General features: G+C 69.2%; 14 protein-coding genes. 10 read left to right on the top strand and 4 right to left on the bottom strand.

Annotated features, from left to right (window positions below):
* The first annotated feature begins 9 nt into the window (after window positions 1-9).
* The gene (gene casI, locus QM806_RS00885) at window positions 10-1677 is read left to right on the top strand and encodes a steroid-22-oyl-CoA synthetase (protein ID WP_005570133.1); all 1668 of its coding nucleotides are present in this window, start codon (window positions 10-12) and stop codon (window positions 1675-1677) included.
* A 13-nt stretch (window positions 1678-1690) separates the two neighbouring features.
* A complete protein-coding gene (locus QM806_RS00890) occupies window positions 1691-2578 on the top strand; it encodes an LLM class F420-dependent oxidoreductase (RefSeq protein WP_005570134.1) in 888 nt (295 codons plus the stop codon).
* On the opposite strand, the gene QM806_RS00895 is transcribed toward QM806_RS00890, so the two are convergent.
* Entirely contained in the window at window positions 2562-3002 is a 441-nt protein-coding gene (locus QM806_RS00895; RefSeq protein WP_005255709.1) for a nuclear transport factor 2 family protein, read from the bottom strand. The genes QM806_RS00890 and QM806_RS00895 overlap by 17 nt on opposite strands.
* Window positions 3003-3141: 139 nt before the next feature.
* Here QM806_RS00895 and QM806_RS00900 point away from each other — a divergent pair, with 139 nt between their 5' ends.
* Genes QM806_RS00900 through QM806_RS00925 form a run of 6 tightly spaced genes read left to right on the top strand, consistent with a single transcriptional unit; the run spans window position 3142 to window position 8773 of the window.
* Window positions 3142-4308, top strand: a complete 1167-nt coding sequence (locus QM806_RS00900; protein WP_005570136.1) for an acyl-CoA dehydrogenase family protein — start codon at window positions 3142-3144, stop codon at window positions 4306-4308.
* On the top strand, window positions 4305-5243 hold the full coding sequence (locus QM806_RS00905) for a bifunctional MaoC family dehydratase N-terminal/OB-fold nucleic acid binding domain-containing protein (RefSeq protein ID WP_133986395.1): 939 nt from the start codon (window positions 4305-4307) through the stop codon (window positions 5241-5243). The genes QM806_RS00900 and QM806_RS00905 overlap by 4 nt, the downstream gene beginning before the upstream one ends.
* Window positions 5243-6355: an acyl-CoA dehydrogenase family protein gene (locus QM806_RS00910; protein ID WP_169692916.1), complete on the top strand. Its 1113-nt coding sequence runs from the start codon at window positions 5243-5245 to the stop codon at window positions 6353-6355. The genes QM806_RS00905 and QM806_RS00910 overlap by 1 nt, the downstream gene beginning before the upstream one ends.
* Window positions 6352-6783 carry a MaoC family dehydratase gene (locus QM806_RS00915; RefSeq protein WP_007300184.1) on the top strand — a complete coding sequence of 144 codons (432 nt, stop codon included), beginning with the start codon at window positions 6352-6354 and terminating at the stop codon, window positions 6781-6783. The genes QM806_RS00910 and QM806_RS00915 overlap by 4 nt, the downstream gene beginning before the upstream one ends.
* Window positions 6780-7958, top strand: coding sequence for a lipid-transfer protein (locus tag QM806_RS00920; protein ID WP_169692915.1), 1179 nt, complete (start codon window positions 6780-6782; stop codon window positions 7956-7958). The genes QM806_RS00915 and QM806_RS00920 overlap by 4 nt, the downstream gene beginning before the upstream one ends.
* Before the next feature lie 2 nt (window positions 7959-7960).
* On the top strand, window positions 7961-8773 hold the full coding sequence (locus QM806_RS00925) for a MaoC/PaaZ C-terminal domain-containing protein (RefSeq protein ID WP_005568566.1): 813 nt from the start codon (window positions 7961-7963) through the stop codon (window positions 8771-8773).
* A gap of 76 nt (window positions 8774-8849) precedes the next feature.
* Here QM806_RS00925 and QM806_RS00930 read toward each other — a convergent pair whose 3' ends face one another.
* Window positions 8850-9623 carry an SDR family oxidoreductase gene (locus QM806_RS00930; protein WP_005568568.1) on the bottom strand — a complete coding sequence of 258 codons (774 nt, stop codon included), beginning with the start codon at window positions 9621-9623 and terminating at the stop codon, window positions 8850-8852.
* Between the two features lie 120 nt (window positions 9624-9743).
* On the opposite strand from QM806_RS00930, the gene QM806_RS00935 reads away from it, so the two are divergent.
* Window positions 9744-10505, top strand: coding sequence for an SDR family NAD(P)-dependent oxidoreductase (locus QM806_RS00935; protein WP_005568570.1), 762 nt, complete (start codon window positions 9744-9746; stop codon window positions 10503-10505).
* A gap of 131 nt (window positions 10506-10636) precedes the next feature.
* Complete coding sequence (locus tag QM806_RS00940) at window positions 10637-11692, top strand: ferredoxin--NADP reductase (RefSeq protein WP_169692913.1); 1056 nt, start codon at window positions 10637-10639, stop codon at window positions 11690-11692.
* 12 nt (window positions 11693-11704) lie between these two features.
* On the opposite strand, the gene QM806_RS00945 is transcribed toward QM806_RS00940, so the two are convergent.
* The gene (locus QM806_RS00945; RefSeq protein ID WP_169692912.1) at window positions 11705-12574 is read right to left on the bottom strand and encodes a class II glutamine amidotransferase; all 870 of its coding nucleotides are present in this window, start codon (window positions 12572-12574) and stop codon (window positions 11705-11707) included.
* Between the two features lie 23 nt (window positions 12575-12597).
* Entirely contained in the window at window positions 12598-13329 is a 732-nt protein-coding gene (locus QM806_RS00950) for a flavodoxin family protein (protein ID WP_005568575.1), read from the bottom strand.
* Between the last annotated feature and the right edge of the window lie 115 nt (window positions 13330-13444).

Genomic DNA, 13444 nt, shown 5'->3' on the forward strand with positions numbered 1-13444 from the left:
ACAGGAGAGATGGAGTTGGAACGCACCACGATCGCCGAGATGCTGCTGGACCGGCTGGGTGACGACAGACTGGGAGTCCGTACCCGGGAACAGGATTGGACCTGGGACGAGGTGGTACGCGAGAGTGCGGCCCGCGGGGCCGTCGCATCCTCGCTGCGGCGCGACGGACCGTTCCACGTCGGAGTCCTGCTCGAGAACACCCCCGAGTTCCTGTTCTGGCTGGGCGGCGCCGCGATCGCCGGCGCCACCGTGGTCGGCATCAATCCGACCCGTCGCGGGGCGGAACTCGAGGCCGAGATCCGGTACGTCGACTGCCAGCTGATCGTCACGGACACCGCAGGGAAGGCACAGCTCGCCGGTCTCGACCTCGGGCTGTCCGACGACCGGTTTCTGCTGGTCGACGATCCGGCCTACACCGAACTCGTCGCGTCCCATGCCGTCGAGAGTCCGGCCGGGGAGCCCGGGATCGACGCGTCGACGCTGTTCCTTCTGCTGTTCACGTCCGGCACCACCGGCACGTCGAAAGCGGTGCGGTGCAGTCAGGGCCGGCTCGCCCGGCTGGCGTACGCGAACACCGTCAAGTACGGGCACGTGCGCGAGGACGTCGACTACTGCTGCATGCCGCTGTTCCACGGCAACGCGCTGATGGCGCTGTGGGCGCCCGCACTCGCCAACGGCGCCACCGTCTGCCTGCCGCGCAAGTTCTCCGCGTCCGGATTCCTGCCCGACGTCCGGTTCTTCGGCGCCACATTCTTCACCTACGTCGGCAAGGCGCTGGCGTACCTGATGGCCACACCGGAGCAACCCGACGACCGTGACAACACTCTCGTCCGCGGTTTCGGGACCGAGGCGTCCCCGGAGGACAAGACCGAATTCGTCCGCCGGTTCGGCGCCGAACTGTACGAAGGGTACGGCTCGAGCGAAGGCGCCGGTTCGGTGACGCTCGACCCCGACGCCCCCGAGGGTGCGCTCGGCAGACCCGCGAACGAGAACATCGTCATCGTCGACCCCGACACCCGCGCGGAGAAGGCCCGGGCGCGGCTCGACGGGCACGGTCGCGTGCTCAACCCGGACGAGGCGATCGGCGAAATGGTCGACAAGGCCGGCGCGGCGCGATTCGAGGGCTACTACAAGAACGAGGACGCGATCGCGGACCGCATCCGGCACGGCTGGTACTGGACGGGCGACCTCGGGTACGTCGACGAGGCCGGCTTCATCTACTTCGCCGGCCGGAAGGGCGACTGGATCCGCGTGGACGGGGAGAACACCTCGGCGTTGATGGTGGAGCGCATTCTGCGCCGCCACCCGAAAGTGGTCGCCACCGGCGTGTACGCCGTCCCCGACCCGCGGTCGGGCGATCAGGTGATGGCGGCCGTCGAGGTGTCGGACCGCACCGATTTCGATCCGGCGGAGTTCGCCGCCTTCCTCGGCAGACAGGACGACCTGGGCACGAAGGCGGCACCCCGCTTCGTCCGGGTGTCGACGGACCTGCCGGTGACGGGATCGAACAAGGTGCTCAAACGAACGCTGCAGGAACAGCGCTGGCGTTGCGACGATCCGGTCTTCCGGTGGGTGGGACGCGGTGTTCCCGAATACCACCAGATGACCGACAGTGAGAAGGCCGCGCTGGAGCAGGAGTTCCACACGCACGGCCGGCAACGATTCCTGCACGTGTGACGGTGAGGGTGACATGAAACTGGGTGTGGTGGTTCCCGTCGAGCTGGGACGGGCGGGCGAGCCCGAGTGGATACTCGAATTCGCGAGGGCTGCGGAATCACTCGGATTCGACGAGATCTCCGCCGTCGAGCACTCGGTCGTCATCGCGGACACGGCGAGTGCCTATCCGTACTCGCCCACCGGGAAGTCGCACCTGCCCGACGACTGCAGTCTGCCGGACCCGCTGGAACTGCTGTCGTTCGTCGCCGGCGCCACGACGACCCTGGGTCTCGCGACGGGCGTGCTGGTCCTGCCCAACCACCATCCGGTGGTGCTGGCGAAGCGTCTCGCCACCCTGGACCGGCTGTCCGCGGGACGCCTCCGTGTCTGCCTCGGTCTCGGCTGGATGCGTGAGGAGATCGAGGCCTGCGGAGGTGATTTCGACCGGCGCGGCGCGGTCGCCGACGAGGCGATCGCGGTGATGCGGGCGCTGTGGTCGGGTACCGGCGCCGTCGACTTCGCGGGCGAACACTTCTCCTTCCGCGGCGCCCAGAGCTGGCCCAAACCCCACCGGAATTCGGGAGTGCCGCTCTACATCGGCGGTCACAGCCCAGCGGCCACACGGCGGGCAGGGCGGCTGGGCAACGGATTCCAGCCGCTCGGCCTGGCCGGCGACGACCTGGACCGGGCGATCGCCCGGATGCGGGCTGCGGCAGCGGACGCCGGCCGCGATCCCGCCGACGTCGACCTCGTGCTGGGGGCGACGCTGCCGCGGCTGGACGAGGCCAAGCTCGACCGGTCCCGGGACCTGGGTGCGAGTCGGCTCGTGCTGTCGGCGTCCCGACACGCGCAGTCCCTCGGCCAGGTCATCGACGAGATGGCCGCCTGCTCGGCGCGGTTGGGCCTCAGTCCGGCACGGTGACCGGCACGTCCTCGCTGAAGTCGACGATCAGTTCGCGCCGGGAGAACTGCCAGCCGGTGTCGCCGAGCACGTACCGGTCGTGGTAGCGCAACGCGATCCGGTTGTCGCGGAAGCCGTTTCGGCCGGCGTAGACATGGTGCGCCGTGCAGTACGTCTCGCCCGACGCCGTCGACCCGTCCACGTCGATCACCTGCTGGTGCACGACGTGCCGGGTGGATTGCAGATGCGAGACGGCGTCCACGACGGCGGACGCGAGCACGCCGCTGCCGCGGAGTTCCGTTGCCGCGCCGGTGCCCGTCAACGCGGGCGGGAGGACGAACGTCGCGTCGGAGTCGAACAACGCCGCGAGCGTTGCCGCCTCGCGCCGGTCGACGGCCCGCGCGTAGCGGGCGGTGAGTTCGGTGAGAGCGAATCCGGTGGCCATTCCACCATTCCAGCGGACGTCCGGCATCGGCGACAGCCACCTCCCGCTGACCGAGACATCGGCACCGAGGCGTGGGAGTGCTGGTTAGCGTCCAGAACACCCGTGGCGACAGCCACGCACAGGTTTGAGGAGAACGCCGATGGATGTGAGGGAATCGCCCGGGCAACGGGAACTCCGGCGGGAGTTGCGCGCCTACTTCGCGGCGCTGCTGCCGGAGGAGACGCGGCGGATCGCGGGTGAGGAGGGTGTGGGCGGAGAACACTTCCGCGACATCGTGCGGCTGCTGGGCAAGGACGGCTGGCTGGGTGCCGGCTGGCCGGTGGAGTACGGCGGGCAGGGACGGTCGATCGAAGACCAGTTCGTGTTCTTCGACGAGGTGCAACGGGCCGGGTTGCCGTTCCCGTTCGTCACCGTCAACACGGTCGGCCCCACCTTGATGAAGTACGGCACCGAGGAGCAGAAGGCGCGGTTCCTTCCGGGCATCCTGGCCGGCGACATCGTCTTCGCCATCGGGTACACCGAACCGGAAGCCGGTACCGACCTCGCGTCGCTGCAGACCCGGGCCGTGCGCGACGGGGACACGTGGGTTGTCGACGGCAACAAGATCTTCACCAGTGGCGCCAACACGGCCGACTATGTGTGGCTGGCGTGCCGCACCGATGCGGACGCACCCAAGCACAAGGGCATCTCGATCCTCATCGTCCCCACCGACGATCCCGGCTTCAGCTGGTCGCCGATCCACACCGTGGGCGGGCTGACGGTCACGTCGACCTACTACACCGGGATCCGGGTCGGCGATCAGGACGTCGTGGGTGACGTCGACGGTGGCTGGCAGCTGATCACCGCTCAGCTCAATCACGAACGCATCGGGCTCGCCGCGCTCGGCGGACGCACGCTCGGCCTGTGGCACCAGGTCCTCGACTGGGCCGGACGGAACGGTGCACTCGACATCCCGTGGGTGCAGATGGACTTCGCGCGCACTCACGCGAAGCTCGAGGCGATGCGACTGCTGAACTGGAAGATGACCGCCGCGGTCGCGCGGGATGCGTTGTCGGGTGCCGACGCCGGTGCCACCAAGACGTACGGCACCGAAACCCACGTCGACGTCTATCGCACGCTGCTCGGGATCCTCGGTGCCGCCGGACGGCTGCGTCCGGGCTCGCCGGGCGCGATTCTCGCCGGCCAGATCGAACAGATCTCCCGGCAGAGCGTGGTGAACACGTTCGGCGGCGGCGTCAACGAGGTGCTCCGCGACATGGTCGGCACCCTCGGCCTCGGACTCGCCCGCGAGAAGAGGGTGAAATGAGCGAACTCCTCACCCGGCTGCGCGCCTTCGAGGGACGGACGATCGTCCCGGCCACCTGGGGTCCCGACCCGGTGAACACTCCCATGATCCGGCACTGGGCCGAGGCGATGGGTGACACGAGCCCGGTCTACCTCGACGACGACGCCGCACGCGCCACCGGCCGCGGCGGCGCCGTCGCGCCTGCGCAGATGCTGCAGGTGTGGACGATGCGCACATTCGCCGACACGATGTCCAGCGCCGACCCGTCACCCGTCTGGACGGAACTGATCGCCACACTCGACGAGGCGGGATTCACGTCCGTCGTCGCCACCGATTCCGACCAGGAATTCTTCGCAGAACTGCGTCCCGGCGACCGGGTGAGCACGACCGAGGTCGTCGAGTCCGTCTCCGCGGAGAAACGGACAGGTCTCGGCGCAGGACATTTCGTCACCACCCTCAAGACGTACCGCAACGGTGACGGCGAGATCGTCGGCACCCAGCGGTGGCGGACACTCCGATTCCGGCCCGCCGAACGCCCGGCCACGCGCGCGCTGCGCCCGCGGCCCGCCCTCGACGACGACAACGCGTTCTGGTTCGCGGCCGCCCGCGAGCACCGCCTCGTCATCCAGCGGTGCACGAACTGCGGTGTGCTGAGGCACCCGACCGGACCGATGTGCGGGGAGTGCCGCTCCACCGAATGGGACACCGTCGACGCGTCGGGGCGGGGCACCGTCTACACGTTCGTCGTCAACCACCACCCGAAGATCGACGCCTTCGACTACCCACTGATCGTCGCGGTGATCGAACTCGCGGAGGGCACCCGCCTGATCGCCAACATGACGGGTGTCGAACCCGAACACGTGCACATCGGAATGCCCGTGGAACTGGACTGGATCGACGCAGACCCGGAACTCACACTTCCCGCATTCCGGCCCGCAGTATCGGAGGAACACTGATGGACTTCACATTCGGCGAGGAGCAGGAAGCGGTCCGCGGACTGGCCGCGGACGTGTTCGCCGCCAGGTCGCGACCCGAGCGGATCACGGACGTCGAGTCGGGCGCCGACCGGATCGACCGGGAACTGTGGCGCGAACTGGTCACCACCGGGCTGCTCGGCATCGCCCTGCCCGAGAACCTCGGAGGCGGCGGCATGGGACTCGCCGAACTGTACGTCCTGCTCGAGGAGCAGGGCCGGACCGTGGCGCCGGTTCCGTTGTGGCCGCACGTGCTCGGCGCGCTCGCGATCGCCGAGTTCGGGACGCCGGACCAACGGGACGCGCTGATCCCCGCGGCGGCCGACGGCAGCCTGATCCTCACGGTCGGACTGGAGGAGTTCGGACCGTACGTCGCGGGCGAACCGGCGACGACGGCACGCGAGGTGGACGGCCGGTGGCAGGTCCACGGCGCCAAGGCCGCGGTGCCCGTGGCGCACCTCGCCGAACGCCTCCTCGTCTCCGCGACCACACACAGCGGTCCGGCGCTGTTCCTGGTGCACCCGGAGGCCGCGGGTGTGACTGCGCAGCAGGCGGAGTCGACCACCCACGAGATCTGCGCGAACGTCGCGTTCGACGCGGCCCCCGCGGAACCGGTCGGCCCGGCGGACGGTACCGCGGTGCGGTGGCTGCTCGAACGAGCGGAACTGGCGGTCGCCGCCCTGCAACTGGGCGTGGGGGAGGGCGCGGTGCGTCAGGCCGTCACGTACCTCAACGGACGCACCCAGTTCGGCCGCCCGCTCGCGACGTTCCAGGCCGTCACCCATCAGCTCGCGGACTGCTACATCGACCTCGAGGCCATGCGGGTGACACTGTGGCAGGCCGCCTGGCTCCTCGCGAGCGCGGAAGATCCGGGAACCGCTGTGCTGGTCGCGAAATGGTGGGCGACCGACGGCGGCCAGCGGGTCGTCCACCGCACCCAGCACGTGCACGGCGGAATCGGTGTCGACACCGACTACCCGGTGCACCGGCACCTGCTGTGGGGCAAGCAGCTCGCCGCCACCCTCGGCGGAGCCGGCTCCGACCTGGCACGTCTGGGCGCGCAGCTGGCGGCCGGGGTCGAGGTGGTCGCATGACCGCCACCGTCGGCACCACGACCTACGACGCCGTCACGGTCGGCGATCGGCTGCCGGAGTTGGTGATACCGCTGACCCGCACCCTGATCGTCGCCACCGCCCTCGCCACCCGCGATTTCCAGGACGTCCACCACGATCCGGCGCTCGCGGTGGAGCGGGGGTCGAAGGACGTGTTCATGAACATCCTCACCACCAACGGGCTGGTGGGACGGTTCGTCACCGACTGGGCGGGGGCGCACGCGTCGCTGCGCCGGATCGCGGTGCGGCTCGGTGCCCCCAACTACCCCGGCGACGAGATGACCCTGACCGGTGAGGTGGTCGCGAAGGACGACGGCGTCGTCACCGTGAAGATCCGCGGCGCGAACAGCCTCGGTGATCACGCCACCGGCACCGTCGTCGTCGCGTGGACCGCGGGAGGGAACCGATGACCAGCCCCCTGTCGGGCGCCGCCGCCATCGTCGGCATCGGCGCCACCGAATTCTCCAAGCACTCGGGACGAAGCGAACTGCAACTGGCGTGCGAGGCGATCGTCGCCGCACTCGCCGACGCGGGCATCGACCCGTCCGAGGTCGACGGACTGTCCACGTACACCGCCGAGACGAACGGGGAGGTCCTCGTCGCCCGCAACACGGGCGTCGGCGAGCTGAAGTTCTTCTCCCGCATCGGGTACGGCGGCGGCGCCGCGTGCGCCACTGTCCAGCAGGCGGCGATGGCCGTGGCGACGGGCATCGCCGACGTCGTCGTCTGCTACCGCGCCTTCAACGAACGGTCCGGTGTGCGGTACGGACTCGGGCAGCACGACCGACCGATGGACTGCACCGCGGACCGGGCGGCGTACGCCTGGCTGACCCCGCAGGGATTGTCGACGCCCGCCCAGTGGGTGGCGATGTTCGCCCGCCGGTACATGCATCGGTACGGCGCCACGAGTGAGGACTTCGGCCGGATCGCGGTCGTCGCACGCAAGCACGCCGCCGGCAACCCGGCCGCCTGGTTCCACGGGCGGCCCATCACCCTCGACGACCACCAGAAGTCGCGGTGGATCGCCGAACCGCTGCACCTGCTGGACTGCTGCCAGGAAACCGACGGCGGCCAGGCCCTCGTCATCGTCTCCGCCGAACGCGCCAAGGACCTCCGCACCACCCCGGCGATCGTCAAGGCCGCCGCGCAGGGCTCCGGCAAGGACCAGCACATGATGGCCAGCTACTACCGGCCCGACATCACCGGAATACCCGAAATGGGCCTCGTGGGCAGGCAACTCTACCGGCAGAGCGGTCTCGCGCCCGACGACATCTCGGCGGCGATCCTCTACGACCACTTCACCCCGCTCGTCCTCCCGCAACTCGAGGAACTGGGTTTCTGCGATCCTGGCGAGGCTAAGGACTTCATCCGGGACGGCAACCTCGAGGTCGGCGGCCGACTCCCGGCGAACACCCACGGCGGCCAGATCGGTGAGGCCTATCTGCACGGCGTCAACGGTATCGCCGAGGCAGTTCGCCTGATCCGCGGAACGTCGACGACACAACCGGACGGCATCGGCAACGTGCTGGTGACCGCGGGCACCGCCGTGCCCACCAGCGGCCTGATCCTGGGCAGAGAGGACTGATCATGACGACAACCGAGCGCACGACGGCAGGAGCGTGGCGAGGCGAGGACCTCGGCACCCGGACCGTGAGTTACGACGAGCGCGACGTCATCCTGTACGCACTGTCGGTGGGTGCGCGGGCCACCGAGATGGACCTCGTCTTCGAGGAGCGTCTGCGGGTGCTGCCCACGTTCGCTCTCACTCTCGCCCAGTGGGCGCCGGACGAACTGGGGTCGCGGGGCGCTTTCGACACGAAGACGGCGCTGCACGGATCGCAGGAACTGACGGTGCTCGCGCCGCTTCCCCGTCGCGGCGAGATCGCGTTGTCGGCGTCGGTCGGCGAGGTGTGGGACAAGGGCTCGGCCGCCGTGTTCGAGGTGCGCGTCGACTCCGAGTTCTTCGTCGCCACCTGGTCGCTGTTCGCGCCCGGCGCCGGTGGTTTCGGCGGCGATCGAGGCCCCGCGAAACCGTCTCGGCCCGAGGGTGAACCGGCCGTGGACGCTGTTCTGCGGACCGCGGAGAACCAGGCGGCGCTGTACCGGCTGACCGGCGACCGGCACCACATCCACATCGACCCGGCGGCGGCCGAGCGGATCGGGCAGCCCCGGCCGATCATGCACGGCCTGTGCACGCTCGCCGCGAGCACGCTGGAACTCGCCCGTGCGCTGGACGTCCACCCGGCCGACCTCGTCCGGCTGGAGGGACGGTTTGCCGCACCGGTCTACCCGGGCGACGCGCCGACGTTGCGAGCCTGGGGTGATGCGGGTGATGCGTCGTTCGAACTCGTCCAGGACGACCGGCCGGTGATCGCCGGCGCCCGCGCCGCGTTCGGCTGACCGCACGGTCGCCGTCCGTCGCCGAATGTCACACCGGTGCAGTTCAACTGAACCGATGCGGCATTCGGCGAGGAGGTCAGGAGTGGGTGGCGAGATACCGCGCGGGATACTCGCCGCCGCCGTGGACGGCGAGATCGGCGCCGTTCACGTACGACGCCTGCGCGCTCGCCAGGTACAGGCAGGCGTCCGCGATGTCGGACGGCACCGCCATCCGCCCCATCGGCAGGGTCCGGGTGACGGCGGCGCCGCCGTCGTCGCCGTAGACGGACGCCGCGCTCTCCGTGCGGATGAGACCCGTGGTGATGTGGTTGATCCGGACCTTCGGAGCCCACTCGAGCGCAAGCGCTTTCGTCAGAACCAGCAACCCCGCCTTCGCGGCGCTGTACGCGGCGGTGCCGGGTTGCGGATCGTGGGCGGAGACACTGCCGATGTTGACGATGGCACCGCCGTCGGACTGCTGCTGCATCACCGCATTGGCGGCCTGGGCGACAGTGAAGGGCGCCAGCAGATTCAGCGCGACGATCTTCTCGACGAAGCGCGGCGAGACGGTGGCCGCGTCGGCATCGGGCGAACCACCCGCATTGTTGACGAGGACGTCGAGGCGGCCGTACCGCGCGACGGCCTCGTCGATCAGGGCGGCGGCGTCGGCGTGGTCGCGGACGTCGGTCGCGCGGAACGCGGCGGTGCGATCACCGTGCGCGGGCGGGGTGTCCGGTGCGCTCCGGCCGCACACGAGCACGTTCGCACCCGCGGCGAGAAACGATTCGGCGACGACGAAACCGATGCCCTTGGTTCCGCCGGTCACGACGACGGCGCGGCCACTGAAATCGAGAGGATGGGGGATTGTCACGGGAGACCTTCGGAGTGAGGGAGCGCGGGATTGCCGGCGCTCGAATGGGATCGGGTGAATCAACACGAAGACCGAAAACAAGCAAATGCTTGGTTCGATAGTAGGGGAACGGGAGTGGACATGGGCAAACTCGACGGCAAGGTCGCGCTGATCACCGGTGCGGGGCAGGGGATCGGGCAGGGAATCGCCCTGGCCCTCGCCCGGGAGGGCGCGGCAATCGCCGTCGCCGGCCGGACCGAATCGAAACTGCACGGCACGTGCGAGCGGCTCACCGAACTCGGCGCACGCGGCGAACCAGTGGTGTGCGACGTCAGCAGGCGGGCGGACATCGCGTCCGCCGTCGTGCGGACCGTGGACGTGTTCGGCGGCGTCGACATCCTGGTCAACAACGCCAACGACTGCACGCCGGGACCGATCCTGTCGGTGATCGACGAGGAGTACGAGCGGTCGTTCGCAACGGGACCGCTCGCGACGCTGCGCATGATGCAGTCGTGCCACCCGCACATGAGGGCGCGCGGCGGCGGCGTGATCGTCAACCTCGTCACGTCGGCGGCCGTGCGGTGGGACGCGAGCAACTACGGCGCCTACGGTTCGATCAAGGAGGGAATGCGTTCGCTGACCAGGTCGGCGGCGTGCGAGTGGGGCCGGGACGGCATCCGGGTGCTGTCCGTGGCCCCGCACGCCAAGAGTCCGGCGCTCGAGCGATGGATGGACAGGAACCCGGACGAGGCGGCGGAGTTCGTGGCGGGCATCCCGCTCGGACGGGTCGGCGACGCCGAAACCGACATCGGACGTGCCGTCGTGTTCCTCGTGAGCGAGGACGCCGGCTACCTTACCGGGGCCACCATCCCCCTGGACGGCGGGCAGTCCCGTTGGGGCTGACGGCGGGCAGTCCCGTTGGGGCTGACGGCGGGCATCCGGGTCCCGCACAGCGGGAAGGCCAGGGGCCGGCGCGCTCGATCTGCACTAGTTTCGGCAGGATCGAATTACCGTAGCGAGAGGGCACCGTCGCGATGACGACCGTTGAAACACCACGCAGTTCGCGATCAGTAGTGGTCACCGTGGCCGCTGTCGTGGAGGAGACGTCCGACGCCCGGTCGCTGGTGTTCGACGTCCCCGACGAGCGTCGGCACGAATTCGCCTACAAGCCCGGGCAGTTCCTGACGCTGCGCATCCCGAGCGATCGGACGGGTTCCGTCGCGCGGTGTTACTCGCTGGCCAGTTCGCCGTTCACCGACGACCTGCCGAAGGTGACGATCAAACGCACCGCAGGCGGGTACGGTTCGCACTGGTTGTGCGACAACGTCGGTGTCGGCGACCGCATCGAGGTCCTGCCTCCCGCGGGCGTGTTCACTCCGGCCAGCCTGGACGAAGACCTGATCCTGTTCGCCGCGGGCAGTGGAATCACCCCGGTGATGTCGATCCTCAAGTCGGCGCTCAGCGAGGGCGACGGGAAAGTCGTTCTCGTGTACGCGAACCGGGACGAGAAGTCGGTCATCTTCGCCGAGGAGTTGCGGGAACTCGCGGCCCGCCACGAACACCGGCTGACCGTCGTGCACTGGCTCGAGAGCGTGCAGGGCCTGCCGACACCGCGGCAGCTGGCGAATCTGTCGGACCGGTTCCGGGACCACCGCGCCTACCTCTGTGGGCCGCGCCCCTTCATGGACGCGATCCACGAGTCGCTCGCACTCGCCGGCGTCCCGCGCGACCGTGTGCACGCCGAGGTGTTCACCTCACTGTCCGGGGATCCGTTCGCGGACGTCGTGGTCGAGGAACTGCCGGACACGGAGGCGGGAACGGCGTCGACGGTCGAGGTGCAACTCGACGGCGAAGCGCACAACCTGCGCTGGCCCCGCCAGGCGACACTGGTCGACGTCATGCTCTCCAAGGGGCTCGACGTCCCCTACTCGTGCCGCGAGGGCGAATGCGGTTCCTGCGCATGCACGGTGGTCCAGGGAGAAGTGGACATGGACAACGCGTCGATCCTCGATCCCGAGGACATCGCGAGCGGCTACATCCTCGCGTGCCAGGCCCGCCCCGTCAGCGAGCACGTGCGGATCGAGTTCTGACCGACGCCGGTACTACTTCTCCGTCTGCGCCGCCGCGGCGTGGGCGCCCAGGTCGGCGAGGCGGATCGGGTAGCGCGGTGGGCGATCGACGATGACCTCCCGGGTGACGGCGAGGTCACGGTCGACGTGGAGCAGTTCGCCCGGCTGCAGTGGCATCCAGCCGGGGTCCTCGTCCATCTGTTCGCTGGCGACGACCACCGCCGGATACTCGGCGAGATGCTCGGACCTGGCACGGATCCGGCCGGGAGTGCTCGCGTGCTGGAGGTGGCGACCACCACTCGGACCGCCCGCGCGCCGCTCGAGGAACAGCAGGTCGTGGGTGTCCGGGTACCGTAGCGCCCACAATTCGCCGGGCGTGGTCAGCAGGATGTTGAGCGCGTAGATCGGCACGTTGTCGGCCAGCCATCGGGCGGCCGAGGTGATGCCGGCCGTGACGTCGCCGCCGTTCCTGCCGATGTGACTGGTCACGAGGGCGAAGATGCGTTCCGAGTCGGTGTCGCCGTGAACGAGCGCGAGATCGGAGCCCAGTTCCGCCTCGAGCTTCGGCAGGTCTTCGACCACGCCGTTGTGGGCGAACACGCGACCGCCCTGGGCGAACGGGTGGGTGTTCTGGGGAAGCAGTTCACCCGTGGTCGCGAAACGGATGTGCGCGACGAACGTGACCGAAGAGCGATGCTTCGCCTCTTGCGCGAACTCCCTGTCCTCGTATGCGGCGAGCGGTTGCTTCTCCACCACCGGAGTTCCGTCCTCCGCGAACGTGCCGAGACCGGTGCCGTCCGGCTCGCGGTGACTCTGCTGTGCGAGGCTGTCCGGGGCGTCCAGCAGCCAGAACGACGCGCGGACGCGATGAGGGGCGGCGGACAACCCGAACAATCGGCACATGACTTCCCTCTCGGATGGGCGGATCAGCGGTAGTCCGGGTTGGCGAAGTCGGGGCGGCAACCCGCGTCCCACTCCGAACGTCGATTTCCGTACGCGGGGAACCCGCCGGCCTTCTTCAACATCGCGGCGACGTGCATCAGGTTGTACGTCATGAACGTGGTGTTGCGGTTGGTGAAATCGTTCTCCGGACCGCCCGACCCTTCGTCGAGATACGACGGGCCCGGGCCGGCCTCACCGATCCATCCGGCGTCGGCCTGCGGCGGGATCACGTATCCGAGATGCTGGAGGCTGTAGAGGATGTTCATCGCACAATGCTTGACCCCGTCCTCGTTGCCGGTGATCAGACAACCCCCGGCGCGCCCGTAGTAGGCGTACTGGCCGTGGTCGTTGAGAATCGACGAGCAACCGTAGAGCCGCTCGATCACCTGTTTCGTGACGGAACCGTTGTCGCCGAGCCAGATCGGACCGGCCAGGACCAGGATGTCGGCGTCCAGCACTCGCTGAAACAGCTGGGGCCATTCGTCGCTCGGCCACCCGTGCTCGGTCATGTCCGGATACACGCCGGTCGCGATGTCGTGGTCCACCGCCCGGATCTGGTCGACCGAGACGCCTTCCTGCTCCATCAGGCCGACACTGCGGTCGATCAGCCCCTGGGTGTTGCTCACGTCGGGGGACCGCTTCAGGGTGCAGTTGACGAACAGGGCACGCAGGCCGCTGAAACGGGGGGTCCCGTCCCGCGGCGACGGATCGGCCATCAGTCCTCCCACGAAAGAGTCCGGAAGTCCACGATATGCCGCGGCGGTCCCTGTTCGTGGCAGAAGAGTCCGCCCGGTCCGGGACGATCCCGGACCGGGCGGACCCGGGTGTTCT

The organism is Rhodococcus sp. IEGM 1351 (assembly GCF_030056875.1).
Lineage (GTDB): Bacteria > Actinomycetota > Actinomycetes > Mycobacteriales > Mycobacteriaceae > Rhodococcus_F > Rhodococcus_F opacus.

Bases quoted from the DNA above. Each gene is read 5' to 3' on its own strand.
- QM806_RS00910 (WP_169692916.1), top strand. From the start codon at position 5,243: ATGGACTTCACATTCGGCGAGGAGCAGGAAGCGGTCCGCGGACTGGCC.
- QM806_RS00920 (WP_169692915.1), top strand. From the start codon at position 6,780: ATGACCAGCCCCCTGTCGGGCGCCGCCGCCATCGTCGGCATCGGCGCC.
- QM806_RS00915 (WP_007300184.1), top strand. From the start codon at position 6,352: ATGACCGCCACCGTCGGCACCACGACCTACGACGCCGTCACGGTCGGC.
- QM806_RS00905 (WP_133986395.1), top strand. From the start codon at position 4,305: ATGAGCGAACTCCTCACCCGGCTGCGCGCCTTCGAGGGACGGACGATC.
- QM806_RS00945 (WP_169692912.1), bottom strand. From the start codon at position 12,574: ATGTGCCGATTGTTCGGGTTGTCCGCCGCCCCTCATCGCGTCCGCGCG.
- QM806_RS00900 (WP_005570136.1), top strand. From the start codon at position 3,142: ATGGATGTGAGGGAATCGCCCGGGCAACGGGAACTCCGGCGGGAGTTG.
- QM806_RS00925 (WP_005568566.1), top strand. From the start codon at position 7,961: ATGACGACAACCGAGCGCACGACGGCAGGAGCGTGGCGAGGCGAGGAC.
- casI (WP_005570133.1), top strand. From the start codon at position 10: ATGGAGTTGGAACGCACCACGATCGCCGAGATGCTGCTGGACCGGCTG.
- QM806_RS00950 (WP_005568575.1), bottom strand. From the start codon at position 13,329: ATGGCCGATCCGTCGCCGCGGGACGGGACCCCCCGTTTCAGCGGCCTG.
- QM806_RS00935 (WP_005568570.1), top strand. From the start codon at position 9,744: ATGGGCAAACTCGACGGCAAGGTCGCGCTGATCACCGGTGCGGGGCAG.
- QM806_RS00895 (WP_005255709.1), bottom strand. From the start codon at position 3,002: ATGGCCACCGGATTCGCTCTCACCGAACTCACCGCCCGCTACGCGCGG.
- QM806_RS00940 (WP_169692913.1), top strand. From the start codon at position 10,637: ATGACGACCGTTGAAACACCACGCAGTTCGCGATCAGTAGTGGTCACC.
- QM806_RS00890 (WP_005570134.1), top strand. From the start codon at position 1,691: ATGAAACTGGGTGTGGTGGTTCCCGTCGAGCTGGGACGGGCGGGCGAG.